Origin of the sequence: Roseovarius sp. M141, from assembly GCF_024355225.1 — a bacterium.
In the GTDB taxonomy this organism is placed as follows: domain Bacteria; phylum Pseudomonadota; class Alphaproteobacteria; order Rhodobacterales; family Rhodobacteraceae; genus Roseovarius.
This window is the reverse complement of the sequence record NZ_VCNH01000008.1, coordinates 1-17,949: the sequence shown is the minus strand read 5'-3', so window position 1 is coordinate 17,949 and position 17,949 is coordinate 1. Positions and strand designations below refer to the sequence as shown.

15 protein-coding genes and 7 pseudogenes are annotated in these 17,949 nt (G+C 56.8%); 17 read left to right on the top strand and 5 right to left on the bottom strand.

Annotation, left to right across the window (positions count from 1 at the left end; translation table 11 throughout):
- The 9 genes and pseudogenes from FGD77_RS04150 to FGD77_RS04120 all read left to right on the top strand — a co-directional run.
- Positions 1-522: a hypothetical protein gene (locus FGD77_RS04150; protein WP_255006613.1), complete on the top strand. Its 522-nt coding sequence runs from the start codon at positions 1-3 to the stop codon at positions 520-522.
- Between the two features lie 658 nt (positions 523-1,180).
- Entirely contained in the window at positions 1,181-1,591 is a 411-nt protein-coding gene (locus FGD77_RS04145; protein WP_255006611.1) for a transposase, read from the top strand.
- Positions 1,588-1,767 carry an IS66 family insertion sequence element accessory protein TnpB gene (gene tnpB, locus FGD77_RS22360; protein WP_369682701.1) on the top strand — a complete coding sequence of 60 codons (180 nt, stop codon included), beginning with the start codon at positions 1,588-1,590 and terminating at the stop codon, positions 1,765-1,767. Before FGD77_RS04145 ends, tnpB (FGD77_RS22360) begins: the two co-directional genes overlap by 4 nt.
- Entirely contained in the window at positions 1,703-1,912 is a 210-nt protein-coding gene (gene tnpB, locus FGD77_RS22355) for an IS66 family insertion sequence element accessory protein TnpB (RefSeq protein ID WP_369682700.1), read from the top strand. Before tnpB (FGD77_RS22360) ends, tnpB (FGD77_RS22355) begins: the two co-directional genes overlap by 65 nt.
- Positions 1,913-2,473: 561 nt before the next feature.
- Positions 2,474-2,749 (top strand): annotated as a pseudogene (locus FGD77_RS22350) (recombinase family protein); the annotation flags it as partial.
- Positions 2,750-2,894: 145 nt separating this feature from the next.
- Positions 2,895-3,398, top strand: a pseudogene (locus FGD77_RS22345) (recombinase family protein); the annotation flags it as partial.
- Positions 3,399-3,484: 86 nt separating this feature from the next.
- Positions 3,485-4,420, top strand: a complete 936-nt coding sequence (locus tag FGD77_RS04130) for a hypothetical protein (RefSeq protein ID WP_255006608.1) — start codon at positions 3,485-3,487, stop codon at positions 4,418-4,420.
- Between the two features lie 56 nt (positions 4,421-4,476).
- Positions 4,477-6,084 (top strand): annotated as a pseudogene (locus FGD77_RS04125) (IS66 family transposase).
- Between the two features lie 131 nt (positions 6,085-6,215).
- Positions 6,216-6,353: pseudogene (locus FGD77_RS04120) on the top strand (transposase); the annotation flags it as partial.
- A gap of 154 nt (positions 6,354-6,507) precedes the next feature.
- On the opposite strand, the gene FGD77_RS04115 reads toward FGD77_RS04120, so the two are convergent.
- From FGD77_RS04115 to FGD77_RS04105, 3 genes and pseudogenes are all read right to left on the bottom strand, one after another.
- Positions 6,508-7,074, bottom strand: coding sequence for a helix-turn-helix domain-containing protein (locus FGD77_RS04115; protein ID WP_255006607.1), 567 nt, complete (start codon positions 7,072-7,074; stop codon positions 6,508-6,510).
- Between the two features lie 38 nt (positions 7,075-7,112).
- Positions 7,113-8,158 (bottom strand): annotated as a pseudogene (gene tdh, locus FGD77_RS04110) (L-threonine 3-dehydrogenase).
- Between the two features lie 8 nt (positions 8,159-8,166).
- Positions 8,167-9,370: pseudogene (locus FGD77_RS04105) on the bottom strand (glycine C-acetyltransferase).
- Between the two features lie 208 nt (positions 9,371-9,578).
- On the opposite strand from FGD77_RS04105, the gene FGD77_RS04100 reads away from it, so the two are divergent.
- Positions 9,579-9,902, top strand: coding sequence for a hypothetical protein (locus FGD77_RS04100; RefSeq protein WP_255006606.1), 324 nt, complete (start codon positions 9,579-9,581; stop codon positions 9,900-9,902).
- A 175-nt stretch (positions 9,903-10,077) separates the two neighbouring features.
- Here the strand turns inward: FGD77_RS04100 and FGD77_RS04095 are convergent.
- Together FGD77_RS04095 and FGD77_RS04090 are read right to left on the bottom strand one after the other, a co-directional pair.
- Positions 10,078-10,814 (bottom strand): annotated as a pseudogene (locus FGD77_RS04095) (IS630 family transposase); the annotation flags it as partial.
- A gap of 247 nt (positions 10,815-11,061) precedes the next feature.
- Positions 11,062-12,405: a PLP-dependent aminotransferase family protein gene (locus tag FGD77_RS04090; RefSeq protein WP_255006605.1), complete on the bottom strand. Its 1,344-nt coding sequence runs from the start codon at positions 12,403-12,405 to the stop codon at positions 11,062-11,064.
- A 152-nt stretch (positions 12,406-12,557) separates the two neighbouring features.
- Between FGD77_RS04090 and FGD77_RS04085 the strand changes: the two genes are divergently transcribed.
- From FGD77_RS04085 to FGD77_RS22325, 7 genes are all read left to right on the top strand, one after another.
- Positions 12,558-13,208, top strand: coding sequence for an extracellular solute-binding protein (locus tag FGD77_RS04085; protein ID WP_255006604.1), 651 nt, complete (start codon positions 12,558-12,560; stop codon positions 13,206-13,208).
- 7 nt (positions 13,209-13,215) lie between these two features.
- Positions 13,216-13,950 carry an extracellular solute-binding protein gene (locus FGD77_RS22340; RefSeq protein WP_369682699.1) on the top strand — a complete coding sequence of 245 codons (735 nt, stop codon included), beginning with the start codon at positions 13,216-13,218 and terminating at the stop codon, positions 13,948-13,950.
- Complete coding sequence (locus FGD77_RS22335; protein WP_369682698.1) at positions 13,911-14,246, top strand: ATP-binding cassette domain-containing protein; 336 nt, start codon at positions 13,911-13,913, stop codon at positions 14,244-14,246. The genes FGD77_RS22340 and FGD77_RS22335 overlap by 40 nt, the downstream gene beginning before the upstream one ends.
- A gap of 276 nt (positions 14,247-14,522) precedes the next feature.
- Entirely contained in the window at positions 14,523-14,855 is a 333-nt protein-coding gene (locus tag FGD77_RS22330; protein ID WP_369682697.1) for a TOBE domain-containing protein, read from the top strand.
- A gap of 96 nt (positions 14,856-14,951) precedes the next feature.
- Positions 14,952-15,899: an ABC transporter permease gene (locus FGD77_RS04070; protein WP_255006603.1), complete on the top strand. Its 948-nt coding sequence runs from the start codon at positions 14,952-14,954 to the stop codon at positions 15,897-15,899.
- A 185-nt stretch (positions 15,900-16,084) separates the two neighbouring features.
- Complete coding sequence (locus FGD77_RS04065; RefSeq protein ID WP_255006598.1) at positions 16,085-16,507, top strand: ABC transporter permease; 423 nt, start codon at positions 16,085-16,087, stop codon at positions 16,505-16,507.
- 249 nt (positions 16,508-16,756) lie between these two features.
- Positions 16,757-17,116 (top strand): sulfatase-like hydrolase/transferase, encoded by a 360-nt coding sequence (locus FGD77_RS22325; RefSeq protein WP_369682696.1) that lies wholly within the window; start codon positions 16,757-16,759, stop codon positions 17,114-17,116.
- Positions 17,117-17,949: the final 833 nt, after the last annotated feature.

Genomic DNA, 17,949 nt, shown 5'->3' with positions numbered 1-17,949 from the left:
ATGTCCGATATTAGGATAGAAGAAGTTACAAATCTCATTCGAGATGCAGGTGGTCGGATCGTAGGTCGGACGCGGTTACAGAAGATTGCGTACCTGCTTACTGCGACGGGTCTCGATGATAGCTTTCGTTTTGCATACAAGCACTACGGCCCTTTCAGTGAAGAGTTGGCTTCATCTGCAAAGTTTGGTGCATTGTTTGGAAACCTCAATGAGCGCCAAGATCAAACGGCATGGGGTGGGACGTATTCCACGTATACTATTGATAATGTTCAAGAACTTGAACAAGGCAACCCACGCCATAGCCTTGCAACCCTTGCCGCTGCTGCCGACTCGATCGAGTTGGAGCTGGCCGCTACTGCGGTCTTTTTGGCCCACGATGGTTACGATGATCCCCGGAATGAAACGGCTCAACGTAAGCCTGAAAAGGCAACAGCCGTGCGCTTAGCTAATGCCAAGGCTCTCTTGGCCAGCCTGTCACAGATAGATGTTCCTACACCGATTCCGCAAACACTGTTGGCGTGATCACACAATCGTCCGAACCGCAGTTCGCGATCGTTAGTAACGGACTCTCGTCACTAACGATCGCTTGATTGCATTGGTCGGATATTTTTTCTGTTTCAAAGCCCTTCATCCGCCTCCTTTCAAAGAAACAGACTTACCCCAGTCGGGAATTTTTCAGTGGGGAGGGGGAGGTCAAGCGTTTATATGCAGCAATGGTGACCGTGATGAATGGCAGCTCAGGGCCGTTCGCGATCATGATCCAGTGAGATAAGGGATCGGCCACCTCAACGCCACCTCAACCCGCATACACCGTTTTGGCGCGGTCGGTGACGGTGAAACCCGGTCAATGTCGGGTGTCGTCGGAGTAGAAAATGCGCGGAATCAAAGGCTTGGCGCGTAAGTCACTGAAATATCTAAGTTATTGGAATCGCAGATATTTCGGCTCATAACCTGAAGGTCGTAGGTTCAAATCCTACTCCCGCAACCAAAAAACAACGCTAAATCAAAAGCTTAAAGTCCGACCTAATCAGTCGGGCTTTTGCTTGTGCGGTTTACATCAACGCCACATCAACACCGGACCAGAAAAACCGCACCAGCGTGCATAAGCGGGCATTTGCAGGGTAAGGCTCCGGCGGCGGCCGTCTGACTTTGGCTACGATCCGATGATAAGTCCGATGTTATGTCCGATTTCATTTACCGCCCTCAAATCGAAGTTCTCTCTGCAGCCGATGGCATTCGTCGTCGGCAATGGTCGGATGAGGGCAAGCTCCGGATCGTCGAGGAAAGTTTTGTCGGCCACCGGCAAGTGACAGCGACGGCGCGGCGGCATGGCATTTGCCGATCACTGTTGACGATCTGGCGGCGACAGTATCGCAACGGTGAGCTTGGTGCGGGCCGCCCGGTATCCTTCGCCCCGGTGACCGTCACGAAGGGTGTCCCTGCCTCTCAAACGGGGCCGGTTGATCCCCCTGATCTTCCACGGAACTCTCAGGTGGAGATAGCCCTGCCGAATGGCCGTCGGCTTGTCGTGCCCACCGGGGTCGAGCCGGAAGCGCTTGCGCGGATCCTGTCAGTGGTGGACGGGCAATGATCGCGTTTCCGGCAGGCGTGAAGGTCTGGATCGCCGGCGGCGTGACTGACATGCGGCGGGGCATGAACACGCTGGCATTGCAGGTGCAGCAAGGTCTCGGGCGTGATCCGCATGCGGGAGAGATATTTTGCTTCCGCGGCCGCAAAGGCGATCTGGTCAAGATTTTTATGGCATGAGGGGGTCGGCACATCACTCTATCTGAAACGTCTCGAGGCAGGCAAGTTCATCTGGCCGGTGAGCCGCACGGGCGACGCAGTCCAGGTCTCCGCAGCCCAGCTCGGTTATCTTCTCGAAGGTGTTTGGGGATACCCCCTTTGGTGATGCTGACGAATCTTTTCCAGAGGAGGTTCAGGTCCTTGATCCGCGCCATCCGCTCTTTGGGCGCAGGTTCCGGTTCTTGGCCGATCGTTGTTTCGCAGGGGCAGTTCTTCGCCCTTCTACGAGGTTGCGTATCGCGATGGCGTGACACTGAATGTGCCGGTGGCGGTGACCGAGCCGTGTGTTTTGCTGACTTCTCCTACCAAACTGAGCGTGGAAGCTTTGCTGGAGCTACTAAATGTGGTAAGTTTAGATCATGAGCACGGCACCCGAAGATCTTTGGACGATGCTGCCGGTGACGCTGAGGCGCCAGATCGTCGACGACATAGCCGTGGTTCTGGCGGAGGTCTTTCGTGATGTCCGAGTTGATCCAACTGACGCATCTGAAGCGCAAGGCCGTCGTCTACATCCGACAATCGACGCCGCATCAGGTCGTGAGCAACCAAGAGAGCCTGCGGCTGCAATACGCGCTCAGCCAACGCGCCCACGATCTTGGATGGCATGAAGCTGACATTGACGTGATCGACGCCGATCTCGGTCTGAGCGGCGCCTCGTACCGCACATCGCAGCGGGTTCCCGGAACTTGTCGGTCGGGTCGGGCTCAGCGAAGTGGGAATGATCCTGTCCGTCGACGTGACGCGGCTCGCGCGCAACTGCTCGGATTGGTATCCTCTTCTGGACATCTGTGGGCTGCGGGGGTGTCTGATCGCCGATCGCGACGGCGTCTATGACCCCGGCAGTGCCAACGGACGCCTTCTGCTTGGCCTCAAGGGCACCATATCCGAACTCGAGCTGCATACGATCCGCAGCCGCCTGACGACCGGCTCGATCGCCAAGGCACAGCGCGGGGAGCTCGCCCTCACCTTGCCGGTCGGCCTCGTACGGGATGCCGGTGTCGTGCTGAAGGATCCCGATATGGGTGTTCAGGACCGGCTTGGTCTTGTGTTCGAACTCTTTCTGAAGCTGCGCAGCACTCGCCAAGGTGATGCGCATGCTGAATGCTCGCGGTCTCGATCTGCCACGCAGGGACCGGCACGGCGAGTTGCACTGGGCTCGCGCGACGGTTTCCGCGGTCGCTGCGATCCTGAAGAATCCCGCTTACGCAGGCGCTTTCGTCTATGGCCGAACCCGCATGAGGGACACGACCCCGGACGGTCGGTCTCCGGCAAAAGCGAAAGTGGCGAGACCTCTCGAGGAATGGCGTATTGTCGTGAAGGACCGGTATCCGGCCTATATCGATTGGCCGACCTATGAGAAGATCCGCAGCATCGTGAGCGACAACCGGGCCGAATACATGCGCACCAAGACAAGAGGCATCCCCCGCGACGGCGACCTTCTCTTGCATGGCATCGTGTGGTGCGGACGGTGCGGCCACAAGATGTATGTTCGATACAAGGGCGGCGGAGAGTATGTCTGCAACCACTTGCGCACCCACTCCGGGTTGCCCACTTGCCAGCATATCCGGGCCGAGGCAGTGGACGCCGCTGTTGCCGACGCATTCCTGACCGCGCTGGCCCCCGCGGAACTCGATGCTCTGTCACGCGCCCGCCGGGCCAGAGCAAGGTCGACGGAGCCTTGCGCGCAAACGCCGAACGCGAGGTCGAGCGCACACGCTATGCAGCGGCTTTGGCACAGCGGCAGTACAATCGCGTCGATCCTGACAACCGTCTCGTGGCCGCCGAACTTGAACGCCGCTGGGAAAGCGCGCTGATGGAGGCTCGGGCGGCGGAGGCGGCGCTGGCCGAGCAATCCGCACAGCAACCGACCGCGCCTCTGGCAATGGGGAAGGCTTTCACCGGCAAGGTGGTGGCCTTGGCGGGACGTCTGCCGCAAATCTGGGCGGATCCCGCCACCACTGACGCGCATCGCAAGTCGCTCCTGCGCTGCCTGGTGGACAAGGTGGTGCTCGACCGGACGTCCGAGCGCGCGCTGGTCCGCATCGTATGGCGCGGCGGGGCGGTGACCGACCTCGATGTCAAAATGCGGGTCACGGCGATCGCAAAACTCGCTCGGGGTGGCGAAATGCGGGCGCGCCTGCTCGACCTGGCGAAAGAAGGCAGGCCCGACAATGAAATTGCTCGCCTTCTCACCGAAGAGGGTCACGGATCGGCCAACTGTGCCGACATGGTTCTTCCCGTCACCGTGCAACGTATCCGGCTGGCCGAAGGCATCAAGGCGCCCCCTTCCCGCAGGCGGTGGGAGCACGATCCCGGCTTCCTGAGCACAACGGAGCTCGCTGCCAAGTTGGGGATTCCGGTCAACTGGCTCTACGTCCAGATCAAGAAGAAGCGTCTGCTCATCGAACCTCAGCCAACCGGTGCCTATCTGTTTCCCGACACGTCAGTCGTGTTGGACGGAGTGCAGAACCTACGAAATCACGTGATCGGCGAACTGGATTTGAGAATCTGTCAGCCTGACAATGGGGGGGGTATCAACATGGGTGATCGCTGGAAGGAATTGACTGGCGCAATCCGCGCTGGACGCAACGCCCTGAAAAGGTTGGATAAATAGCGCTCATAGTCCTGTTTTGCATGGGCATTTCCGAACCGGCATGGTAGATTGTGACCATGTCAGATGCCGCCTCCGAACTCGAGAAACTGCGCGCCGAATTGGCCGCCACGAAGGCCCAGCTTGCCCGTTCGAACGCTGTTGTGTCGGCCTCCGAGGCGCTGATCGCCTAGCCTGAAGCTTGAGATCGCCATGCTCAAGCGCGACAAGTATGGCCGCAGCGCCGAACGCACCGCCCGGCTGATCGACCAGCTCGAGTTGCAGCTCGAGGAACTGGAAACCGCTGCGGCGGAGGATGCCATCCGCGCCGAGCAGGCGGCGGAGAAGACGAAGGTTGCAGGCTTCGAGCGGCGCAAGCCGGTGAAGAAGCCGTTCCCCGAGCATCTGCCGCGCGAACGGGTCGTGGTCGAGGCCCCCTCAAACTGCGCGTGCTGCGGATCCGAACGGATCGTGAAGATGGGCGAGGATGTCACCGACACGCTGGAGGTGGTGCCGCGGCAGTGGAAGGTGGTCCAAACCGTCCGCGAGAAGTTCACGTGTCGCGATTGCGAGAAGATCAGCCAGCCTCCGGCCCCGTTCCACCCGATCCCGCGCGGCTGGGCAGGCCCCAGCCTGCTTGCCATGATCGTGTTCGAGAAGTTCGGCCAGCACCAGCCCCTGAACCGCCAGGCCGACCGCTATGCCCGCGAAGGCGTCGAGTTGAGCCTGTCCAGGCTCGCCGACCAGGTGGGCGCGGTGACCGAGTTGTTGACACCGCTGAACGCGCTGATCGAGGCGCATGTGTTCGCCGCCGCACGGCTGCATGGCGATGATACGACAGTGCCGCTGCTCGCCCGCGGCGGCACGAAGACCGCGCGGCTCTGGACCTATGTGCGCGATGACCGCACCTTCGGCGGCACCGCCCCGCCGGCGGTGGTCTTCCGCTTCTCCCGCGATCGGGGCGGCGAGCATCCGACCGGGCATCTCAAGGGATGGCAGGGCATCCTGCAAGCTGATGCCTATGCCGGATACAACCAGCTTTACGACCCGAAGCGAGTGCCGGGGCCCGTTGCTTCGGCCCTGTGTTGGGCACATGCCCGCCGCAAGTTCTTCGAACTCGCGGATGCCGAGAAGAACATTCGCAAGGGCAAGAACGCCAAGGAGATCTCGCCGATCGCGTTCGAGGCGGTGAAGCGCATCGACGCCCTGTTCGAGATCGAGCGCGACATCAACGGCAAATCCCCGCCGCCCGCCTCGAGGTGCGACAACGCCAGTCGGTCCCGCTGGTCGCCGATCTGGAGCGTTGGCTGCGCGAAGAACGTGCGCTGCTCTCGAAGCACGCCAAGGTCGCCAAGGCGATCGACTACCTGCTGTCGCCGAAGCACTGGTCAGGATTCACCGCGTTCCTCGAAGATGGCCGCATCTGCCTGACCAACAATGCCGCCGAAAGATCGCTGCGCGGTGTGGCCCTCGGAAGAAAATCATGGCTCTTCGCAGGGTCCGAGCGTGGCGGGCAGCGCGCCGCCGCCATGTATTCCCTGATCGGCACGGCCAAACTGAACGGTATCGATCCGCAGGCCTGGCTCGCCGACGTCATCGCCCGCATCTCCGACATGCCGGTCTCACGCCTGCACGAGCTTCTGCCTTGGGAATGGGACGGAGCAACGCAACACGTCAAGGCAGCCTGACCGCGGTACACAGCGGATGCTTACGCGACGACCGCGGAGAGAACCCAAGAGCCCGGCACGCATGATGGACTGCAACAAGGATCAGAACTTGACGGAGGCGATTAGAGAACGGGTTGGGACACAACCCAACAAAGAAAGCCACGAATATCTCGGTGCTGGCGGCCATAGGCGTGCGCTGGGACGGGCAGAAGGTGCTGCTTCCAATCATGAATATGGGCCGCGAGAGTAAAGCTGCCTGGACCGAATTTCTCGGCGATCTCGATGCGCAAAAGTTATTCGCAATTCATAGCCACCCTTGATGGCCAATCAAAGCGATTTATGGCATGCTACGTCCTGCTTGGATAAACCCGACTGCGAAGATTTGTTCAGACAATAGGCTTGAATGCGCCGCAATCCATGTGGGTAACAAAATTCACTCCTCCTTTACGAACCTTCGACGATTAAGATAGCACGCGCGGGCCGGTCTTTAGCCTGAATTGAATGTGGTCGGTCCGCCGCATATCGGATTGTATCCCCCGCACCCAGTGTCTCTTTGGCTCTATCCGATGTGGCAATAAGTTCTCCACTGAAAACCGCGAGGTTCTCAACACAGCCAGAACGATGCGGATCGCTTTCCAAGATGCCATTTGCCTCAAATTCGAGGTCATAGATTTCAGTAAGTCCGACGCTTTCGGGAGCGCTGAGAATTCTTATTTTACAGCCGGTTCCGCGGGAATTAATTATCGGAACCTTTTCCGCCCGGACCACTTCTTTGATGGGGTCTTCCTCGGTAGTGCCGTCGTCCAGAAGGCCCGAGAAATCCATACCGAGCGCCTGTGTAAGGTTCCACAGACTGGCGACAGTCGGGCTGCTTTCTTGACGCTCGATTTGCGACAGCATTGATTTGGATACGCCGGAAAGCTTTGCGAGTGAATCAAGGCTCAGTCCACGCGATTTTCGGGCTTCCTTAAGTCTTGTCGCCAACCGTTCGTTTATCTTTTGGTTTGCCAATGTCTCTCCACCTTGGTGTAGTCGCTTCTACACCTTGCTCACGTAGATGAGTTCAGCTTGTTCCAATCAAGCACAACTTTGCCACTTAGTCCAGATCGCATCACTTCAAACCCGATGCAAAAATCATCCACATCAAACCGGTGGGTGATCACATCACGCACGTTCAATCCGTTTTGCAGCATGGCGATCATTTTTATACCAGGTTTCAAAAATCTCGCGGTAGTAGACGCCTTTGATGGTAATGGCCTTGAATACAATTCGCGACCAATCCACAGGCGATTTTCCAGGGGAATGCCCAGTAACGCGATGCGGTACGCCCATCACCAGATTTTCCACCATCTGATCCAGCGCCATCTGGTTCCCGGACATCTCTAACCCCACGTCAAAACCTTGGGACATCTTCAACGCGCCCTCGACCTCGCGTAGCTCCTGTTTTGCGACATTTACTGGAAACAAATCGACCACGCGTGCCGCAAGATCGAGCCGGTCCTGATTGACGTCGGTAATCACCACATGACGTGCTCCAACGTGACGAGCAACAGCCGCAGCCATGATCCCAATCGGGCCAGCGCCAGTGACCAATACGTCCTCACCAACCAGATCAAAGGACAGCGCGGTGTGAACAGCGTTGCCCAACGGATCCAGAATCGCACCAATGTCGTCGTCAATTTCATCCGGCAGCGGCATTGCGTTAAACGCAGGTAGGCGTAGGTATTCCGCAAATGCGCCCTGCTCATTCACGCCTATACCTCTGGTTTCCGGATCAAGATGAAACTTGCCCGCACGAGACTGGCGGGACTTTTTTGCCAATCAAGTGGCCCTCGCCCGAACAGCGCTGACCTATCGTCAGATCGTCGACATTTTTGCCGAGCTCGACAATCTCACCCGCAAATTCATGGCCGGTTATCAATGGCACAGGGACCGTCTTCTGCGCCCAGTCGTCCCAGTTCCAGATATGAACATCGGTACCGCAGATGCCGGTTTTGTTGATCCGTATCAGCACATCGTACGCGCCAATTTCTGGCACTGGCGCGCGCTCCATCGACAGACCTACCTCTGCCCGGGCTTTAACCAGCGCTTTCATTTGATTGCTCATGATATTGCCCCCACTGCACGTCCGGCTTTGGCAAAACCATCCAGTGCAAAATCTAAATCTGTCTTGGTTAAGGCAGCATTCATTTGTGTTCTGATCCGCGCCGCGCCTTTTTGGCACAACAGGAAAGAAGAACCCGGCAACATAGACGCCGTGATCAAACAGCTTTGTCGCCATTTGTTGTGACAGCCGCGCATCCCCTAACATGACGGGCACAATAGGGTGCTCACCATCCAGCAGATCAAAGCCCAGTGATGCAAGCCCGTCGCGCCAGTATTTGGTGTTCTCAAACAGTTGCCAACGCAGATCGTCCCCTGCCTCCACCAAATCAAGCGCAGCAAGAGCGGCGATCACCATAGCAGGGGGCAGTGAATTTGAAAACAGATAAGGTCGCGCGCGCTGACGCAGCAGATCAATCACGGCCTGTGGTCCGGCGATATAACCGCCTATGGCCCCACCAAGTGCCTTGCCAAAGGTACCGGTCAATATGTCTACATCGACACCGTAATGCGCTGCCATGCCACGCCCCTGTGGCCCCATGAATCCGGTGGCGTGGCAATCATCAACCATCACCAGCGCGGCATATTTTTGCGCCAGATTGGTGACATCCGGCAGGTTTGCCAGATAGCCATCCATCGAAAACACACCATCCGTCGCAATCATGATATGGCGCGCGCCGCTATTACGCGCTTCTTTCAGCTTTGCCTCAAGATCGTCCATATCGGAATTTGAGTAGCGATAGCGACGTGCTTTGCACAAACGAATGCCGTCGATAATTGACGCATGGTTTAATGCGTCAGAAATAATTGCATCCTCGGGTCCTAAAAGTGGCTCAAACACGGCAGCATTCGCATCAAAACAAGCAGCAAACAGGATGGAATCCTCCTTGCCCAGAAACGCCGCCAACCGTTGTTCAAGCTGTCGGTGTATATCTTGTGTGCCACAGATAAATCGCACTGACGCCATGCCAAACCCATGGGCGTCGTAGCTATCCTTCGCCACTGCGATCAACGCCGGATGATCGGCAAGCCCAAGGTAGTTATTGGCACAGAGGTTCACCACATTTTCGCGTTGCTGGCCCGCATGTTCAACAGTAATCCGCCCGCCCTGCGGCGAGGTGATCAAACGCTCTCGTTTCATCATGCCTTCAGCCTCGATCGAGGCGAGTGTTTCGCTTATCTGGGTTAAGAAGGCAGCAGTCATCATCATCTCCTACTGGAATAGGGACGCTATAGCGGAAAAAAATCCGTAATCAAGGATTTTTTCTTGACTCTCCCTATTCTCACTGGATAAGTGTTCGACATTCGGGTTGTGCCGGTTTGATTGGCGCACTGCGGAGTGTGAAACCAATGCAATCAAGGCTAACCACCCTGATTTCGTTCTTCCCTCCACAGAGGTATCAGGAGGCAAAATGCTCACAAATACAGATCAGTATGAAGAACTTGCGGTGATGCTTCCCAATCACTTTATATCCCTTGATGTGACTGTTGAAGCTACCGACATGTGGAATGTTCTGTCGCGATGCGCCCTGGAATTTGCATCACATGATATGCAGTTACTCAAAGTCTCGCGTGTTCATGATAGCGCAGTTTATTTTCGGTTGGATTGCCGACGGTATTCAGATATCGCCCGGCTGGAAGCGGCGCTGAAGTTGCCTGATGCGCCTAAGGCTCTAAAGTGGGGAAATCACCATTGGACGCCGAAAATAGACAGGGGTTGTCTAACAGGCTGCTGAAAAACGATTTTGGCGGACCTGTCTCGTCCACTTGATCAATGAATGCCACGATGGCTTTTCGTCAGCTCAACGAGAGAGCCCGAAAAACCTGCCTATTTCGGCACAAGGCTTGCGATGGCGGACTTTTTCAGCAGCCTGCTAATAGGGCACCGCTCGTCAAGCCTGCAGAGTTCATGACACTCCCCAAGAAGCGCAAGAACTCTTTGGCCCGGTGGCGCGGCAGGCATTCGCCGATGACCATGCCCGACTTTACGTCGAGTGCCGCGAACAGCGTGGTTGTCCCGTGGCGCTTGTAATCATGCGTCATCGTGGCCGCACGACCCTTCTTGAGCGGCAGTCCCGGCTGGGTCCTGTCGAGCGCCTGGATCTGCTACTTCTCATCAACGCAAAGCACGACGGCCCGCTCGGGCGGATCAAGGTAAAAGCCCGACGATATCGGTGACCTTCTCCTCGAACATCGGGTCGTTCGAAACCTTGAACCCATGCGTCAGGTGCGGCTTCAGCCCTGCTTCCGCCCAGATGCGCCCCACGCTTGAAGGCGAAATGCCCACGGCCTCGGCCATCAACGCGCGGCTCCAATGGGTGGCATTCGGAGGTGTCTCCTGCACCGTCTTGGCAATCACATTGATACGCGTTGCCCGTGGCAGCGGCGGGGACCCCTGAGGGGCGGGTCTTGTCTCGCCTGAGGCCGTCCACGCCTTCGTCAAGGTAACGCGCCTGCCAGCGCCAAACGGTGGGCTTCGACGTGTTCGCGCGTCGCATGATCTCGTTGGCCCCGCAGTCGTCTGCCGTCGCCAGCACGATCTCGGCACGCCAGACCAGCTTGCGGGCAGTGTTTCGGCAGGCAATCACGGCTTGAAGCTGGGCGCGGTCGGCGGGGCTCAGATACAAGCAGATGTCATCTCGTCTCATGCCGATACTATGGCACGCTAAAAAAAGAATGGGAATCGTCTGTCAGGTGGGGAACACTACGTCTAGTCATCTGGAACTGTAATTCGTATCATTTATCCGAGTCCGGATTGCTCCAAAACGCGGGCGAGGATGAGTAAGTTTTCGTCGAGCTCGGCTTCTTTCACGCTGGCAAACCCCAGAAGCAAACCGCTTCGGCTTGACGAACGTTCTCGGAAAAGGGGAAATGGGAAACGAAGTAACACCAGCCTCACGCCCCCCGTTCGGATATTTCTGCGTCATCCGTACCCGGAGGTAACCAGCCGATTGCGTTCATGCCGCTGTCAGGAATTTCCATATCCAGCAGGCCGGGCAGTATTTGGGCGGCCCTCTCGGTGAATAGTTTCCGACGGGCGCCGTAGACATTTTGCATCTGTCTGATATGCGCAGAGAAATACCCTTCATCAATAAAATGGGCCAACGTTTCCTGATCTAATACTGAAGTACTACGGGCGAATGATGCGATGGCAGACCGGAAGGTGCCAACAAGTGATTCCGGCAACACAAAATAACCGATGCGCATCGACGGAAACATGGATTTACTGAAAGTACCGATGTAAATAACGCTGTTGGTGGAATCGATACTGCGCATCGAGGCAAGGGGGCGACCATTGTAGCGGAACTCGCTGTCATAATCGTCTTCGATAATCCAGGCACCGTTCTGTTGCGCCCATCTGAGCATGCTTAGCCGCTTCGCAAGGCTTAACGTGACACCCAAGGGGTGATGGCGCGAGGGCATAGTGATTGCGAGGCGTGCATCGTTGTGGTCTCTGATCCCGGTACCCACATCCATTCCGTCTGGCTCAACATCAAGATTGGAAATGGTACGGTTAAGTGCCTTCAAAGTCAGACGCACACCGTCTGGCCCGGGATCTTCGAGCCAAACCTTGTCACCCGGGTTGCTGAGCAAGGTCACTGCCAGATGCAACGCAAATGTGGCCCCTGGCACAATCAGAATTTGGTCGGGGTCACAAACGTCTCCGCGGTGGACGGCCAAATACTGAGTTATACTGGTGCGCAGGGCCAGACTACCCGCCAGATCTTCATACCCAAGCATGTTTGGTTTAGACTGCTTAATGCACCTATTCCGGAGTTTCTGCCATTGCTCAAACGGAAACAGATCATAGGCTGGAACGTTTGGAAGAAATGCAGAATATTGAGTGCGGTAAGAGTGAGATGTTAACTTAGCAAACTGCGCCCCAACGTCTGACAGCGGCTTTGGAGCGGACACCTTGCTGGAACGGGCGTCAGGGTACTGTACGGTTGGTTCTGGCAGGTGATCGGGCAGCATTTTTGGAACAAATGTCCCGGCACCATGGCGAGATTCGAGAAACCCTTCAAACGTTAGGTATTCATAGGCTTGGATGATCGTCGGACGCGAAACTTTAAGCTCGCGCGCCAGTGCCCGAGACGAAGGAAGCTGCATATTTGGCTTCAAAGTACCTGCCAATACCGCTGTGCGAATCTGATCTTCAATTTGCCGGTAGATCGGCGTTGAAGCGGAATTTTCGACTTTTAGAAGCGGTAACGCTACGCCTTTTTCTAACCTGGACATCGGAAACCTCCAAACGTGCCACGCTACCTATACCTGAAAGTGGTATGGTTAGAAAGCGTAAACTGGATAGCAACGGTTTAACCAGTTTGACGCAAGCTGCATGTCAAGAAAAGCATGTCTTGCAGCCATCAACACACATAAGGAGGAGCATCATGGCGACGGAAAATACGATTGGTCGGCGTACACTATTGAAGGGAGCTTTGGCTAGCGGATTGGCGACCCCGTTCTTGGCGCGTCAAGCGTTTGCATCGTCTGGCGAGATCAAGGTGTTTTCGTGGGGCGGCTATATCCAGCCCAACATGATCGAGGCTTTCGAGAAGAAAACCGGCACAACAGTCAATCTTTCGACCTATGGCTCTAACGAGGAGGCCAACAGCAAGCTGCGCGCCGCCGGAGGCGAAGGGTTCGACTTGATCTTCCCGTCGGTTGATAACCGCCCGGATTATGATGACGGCAATCTGCTTCAGGAGATCGACGAGAGCCGGATCGACACCGATCAGGTCCAGACGGCGCTCTGGCGCAATTCGCTGCGGCTCGGGGCGTCGCATCGCGGCAAGCGTTATCTTGTCCCCTTCAACTGGGGCACCGAGGGCATCACCTACGACAGCTCGGTTCATGACTTTGAGCCAGGACAGGTCTCTTACGGTGACCTGTGGAAAGACGGGCTGGATGGCCAAGTAGCCGTAAGGCAAAAATCGGTGTTGATCGCCATTGCGCTCTACCTCGATGCTACAGGCGAACTGCCGTCGGATCGTGGCATGGACCTCTACAAGTCCGAGGCTGACACCGCGCCGCATCTTTGACGCCTGCGTGGACTTTGCCGCCAAGCACAAGAAAAACATCGGCGCCTATTGGAACAACGCGACCGAGGCGACTGGCGTCTTCACTGACGCGGGTTGCACGATCGGCCAGACTTGGGACACCACTGGCATCCGGCTTCATATCGATGTCGATCCCAAGTGGCGCTATGCAGTACCCAAGGAAGGCGGGCTTGGATGGATGGACACCGTCGGGATTCCGTCGGGGGCCGAGAACGTCGACGGCGCGTATGAATTCATCAACTTTCTACTGTCGCCCGAAATCGGCGCGATGCATGCCAACAATACCGGCTACAATACCGCCGCGGCGGGGGCGACCAAATACCTGTCGGAGGCCAACCGCGAAGCCTTCGACTTCGCCTATCCGGAGGGTGCGATCGATAACCTGTGGTGGTGGCCGGTCTTCACCCCGTGGTTCTCGGAAGTACGCCAGGAATACGTAGAAAAAGCTGACCAACGCATAATCCCTCATGCAAGGGCGGGCGCGGACAGATCATTGCCCGTGCCCTTTCCATTCTCCGAAAGGACTTTTTTTCATATGCGCGGCAAGGATATCATCCTGGAAAAGGCGTCGGTGACGTTTGGAGCTTTCACCGCGGTCCATCCGCTCGACCTAAAAATCGAGGTAGAAGCGAGTTCTTTTCGATCCTCGGCCCCTCGGGCTGTGGCAAGACGACGCTGCTTCGGATGCTCTCGGGCTTTTTGCAGCAAAGCACCGGTGATGTGATGATCGGGGGCGAGGTGATGAACGGTATCGGACCAAGTGCAAGGCCGACATCGCTGATCTTTCAGAACCTGGCACTGTTTCCGCTGATGACGGTCTGGGAGAACGTCGCTTTCGGGCTGGAAATGCGCGGCTGGGCCAAAGGTAAGCGCAAGGCACGCGCGCTGGAATTGCTGCAAACCGTCGCCCTGTCAGAGCAGAGCGAGAAAACGCCAGGCCAGCTCTCGGGTGGGCAGCGCCAGCGCGTTGCCATCGCGCGTGCCCTCGCGGTCAGTCGAAGCGGTTCTGCTGTTGGATGAGCCGCTCTCGGCGCTCGACCTGAAGCTGCGCCAACACATGCGCGCCGAGCTCAAACAGCTCCAAAAAGGCGACCGGCATTACCTTCGTCTATATCACCCACGACCAAGGTGAAGCGCTGACCATGTCCGACCGCATCGCCGTGATGAAGGAGGGGCCGGATTGAGCAGGTTGGCACCGCCGATCATGTCTACAGCGATCCGGCCAATCCCTTCGTCGCCAGCTTTGTGGGTGAGAACAACATCCTGCGCGGGAAAATCGCGGGAACGGAGGGCGACATGGCGCTACTGGATGCGGCCCAGGGCCGGTTCCGCGCGGCCAATCCGCACAGCCTCACTACTGGAGACCGCGCCATGCTGTTCGTGCGCCCCGAGCGTGTTGAGATAGCGCAGAACGGCGCGCAGCAACAGAACGCCATGAGCGCCCGCTTCCTGCGCCGCGATCTGGAAGGGCCGTTCTCCAACCTGCACGTCACATGCGAGGGCGTGGAATTTTCGATCCATCAAACCAACGTACGGACCACCGATTATGCGCCGGACGAGACCCTGACCATACACTTCGCGCCTGAAGCCGCGGTCGTCATGGCAGAAGGGACGCTGAGCGATGACTAACCTGCTGCGCGCGTTCGGTGGGCCGTTGACGGCCTTGATCCTGCTCCTGGTCGGAACCTGGATCATCGGCATGATCAGCCGAGCCCACAGCTGATCATGATGGAGCGCTCGCTCTGGACCATGGAGCGGCCCGAGGGCGGGGCGGAACTGTCAGTCAAGATCGACCGTCTCTACAACAGGATCGACCTTCTGACCTTCGATAAGATGGACGTCGAAGAAGAGTCCCAATCGTCCGAGCGCGATGAAAAACTGGCGGAGTTCGACGACGAGATCGCGGCGCTGAACGACGAGATCGCCGGGTTGGAGGCGGTCGAAACGAAACCGCGCAAGGTCTACACGCTCGAGAATTACCGCCTGATGGGCTCAGCGCATCTGTCGATCTTCATCAAGACGGTGCTGGCGTCGCTCGGAGTCACGGTGATCGGTTTCATTGTCTGTTATCCAATCGCCTACACCGTGGCGAAACTGTCGACACCTGGCCAAGCGGCGATGATCCTGCTAGCGCTGACGATCCCCTACGCGATCAACGAGTTGCTGCGCATCTTCGCCCGGCAGATGATCCTCAACTACAACGGCTCCGCCAACGCGCTTCTGGGGCTGTTCGGGCTCGACCCGGTGCCGTTTCTCGAAAGCGGATCGGGCGTCTTCATTGCCATGGTCTATGCCTACATCTTGTTCATGGTGTTTCCGATCTACAGCACGATGGAGACGCTCGATAGCAACCAGATCGAGGCGGCCAAGGATCTGGGCGCGGGCGTCTGGAGCGTGCATAGCCGCGTTGTCTTCCCGCATGCGCGCCCTGGTGTGGCGGTGGGTTGCATCATGACCTTCATGTTGTCGGTGGGCTCCTACGCGGTGCCCTACATCATGACGCGCGGCACCGCCGAGCCATGGTTCACGCAGCTGATCTACAACAAGTTCTTCGGGTCCAACAACTGGAACGTCGGCACCGCCTATGCCGTGACGCTGCTGGTGGTCTGCGTCGTTTTCATCTTCCTGATGATGAAGGTTCTGAAAGTACGTCTACAGGATATCGCGAAATGAGTGGTCAAACCAAAGTGGATATCGGTCGCACCAGCAAGCTGGTTCTGAACGTCTATATGGGTGTGTTTTTCTCTACATGTTCTTTCCGCTCATTATCATGATGGTTTCTTAGAAGCTTCAACGACTATCCGCGGCCCTCGGTCACCGTCTGGCGCGGCTTCACGCTGAAGTGGTTTGGCGCACTGATGCAGGATACGCGAATGTGGACGGGGCTGGCCAATTCGCTGTTCATCGCCGCCTGCGTCATCGTCATCGCCATGCTCCGGGGCCTCGCGGGCGCGCTGCTGATCACGCGGCTGCAGTCGCGGGTCACTGGTCTTCTCTATACGATCATGGTGTCGCCCATCCTGACGCCGGGCATTATCGTCGGTATTTCCACGACGATCTTCTGGCGCGACCTCGGGGTCGGCGGCGGGTTCTTTACCGCGATCCTTGCACAATCAACGTTCATCTCGTCCTTTGCGATGCTGATGTTCATGGCGCGCCTGCAACGTCAAGACATCAGTCTTGAGGAAGCGGCGCTGGACCTCGGCGCGACCCATGCCCCAAAGCATTCCGACGCATCACCATCCCATTCCTCAAGCCGACAATCGCCACTGCCTCTGTGATCGCCTTTCTGCAGTCGTTTGAGAACTACAACACCACGATCTTTTCCATCGGCGGGGGAGCATACGCTGGTCACCGAAATCGGCTCGCGCATGCGCCTTCAAACCCGAGCCCGACGATCAACGTGATCGGGATCATCTTCGTCGTACTGACCGTCATTTTTGCGACCACCTATGTTCTCTTCGTGAACGCGAACGGCGCAAGGCAGCTGCAATCGAAGTGTAATAGCAAGAAATAGGAATGTTTCCTTTATGAATGTACTGTTTATTACTGCCGATCAATGGCGCGGTGAATGCCTGTCATGTCTGGGATCACCCCCCAGGTCAAGACGCCAAATCTGGATGCCCCTTGCGGCAGACGGTATCACGTTCAAGCGGCACTTCGCACAGGCTACGCCTTGCGGGCCGTCACGCGCGTGTCTTTATACCGGGATGTATATGCAAAACCACCGTTCGGTGTTGAACGGGTACGCCTCTGGATTCCAGACACACAATGTGTGGCATTGGAGGCCCGCAAATACGGATATGAGCCGATGCTTTTGGCTATACAGACACAAGTTTAGATCCCCGAAAGTTCGGGGATGGGAAAACCGGCCCACGAGGTGGATATGAGAGGTGTACTGCCCGGTATGGACCCGACACGTATGCCCTCACGGGCGATTGGAAACCATGGTTGGACGAGTTGAAGGCAAAGGGGTATGAGGTCCCTGATGATCCGGACGAGATTTTCAACCTATACAGGCGACCGAAAGTTCTTGCGGCAAGGGAAAAACTTTTCACCGCCTGTTTCGAGCAGAGGATAGTAACTCCGCATATCTGACCGACAAGGTGATATTAGAATATACCACGAAAAATCAATCGTCTGCTTGGTTTGCTCATTTTGTCGTTCTTTTCACCGCACCCACGCCTTTTATCGCCCCGGAACACTTCAATGCAGAATATATGACGCGGAATTCGAAATGCCCATGCCTATCCGGCAGGTGACGCCAGGAGAAGGAATCTGCGTAGCGGCATCCTTGGCTGGCGTACTATTCCCCGTATCGTCAAAGCATGGTAAGGGCTTTAGTTTTGGATTTGAAGACTTCTGAGGACAACCTGACAATTTCCGACGAAGACCTGCGTCAGATCAAGGCAACGACTACTTTGGAATGATGTCCGGGTGGATGCCCAGAATTGGGACGTTTGATAAAATGCATCTCTCAAAGAACTGGGCTGTTACGACGACACGCTGATTATTTTCACATCAGAGTCACTGGTGAACATCTTGGAAGGAGATCACTGGATGTTTTGCGAAATATAGTTATTTCGATCAAACGCATTCCACATCCCGTTGATTATGCGTGATCCCGTCGGAAAAGGCGGACAAAGCATCATTGGAGCAGTGATTGAGTCCTTCACTGAAAGTGTGGATATCATGCCGCGAAACGCAGTTCTTGATTCAATCG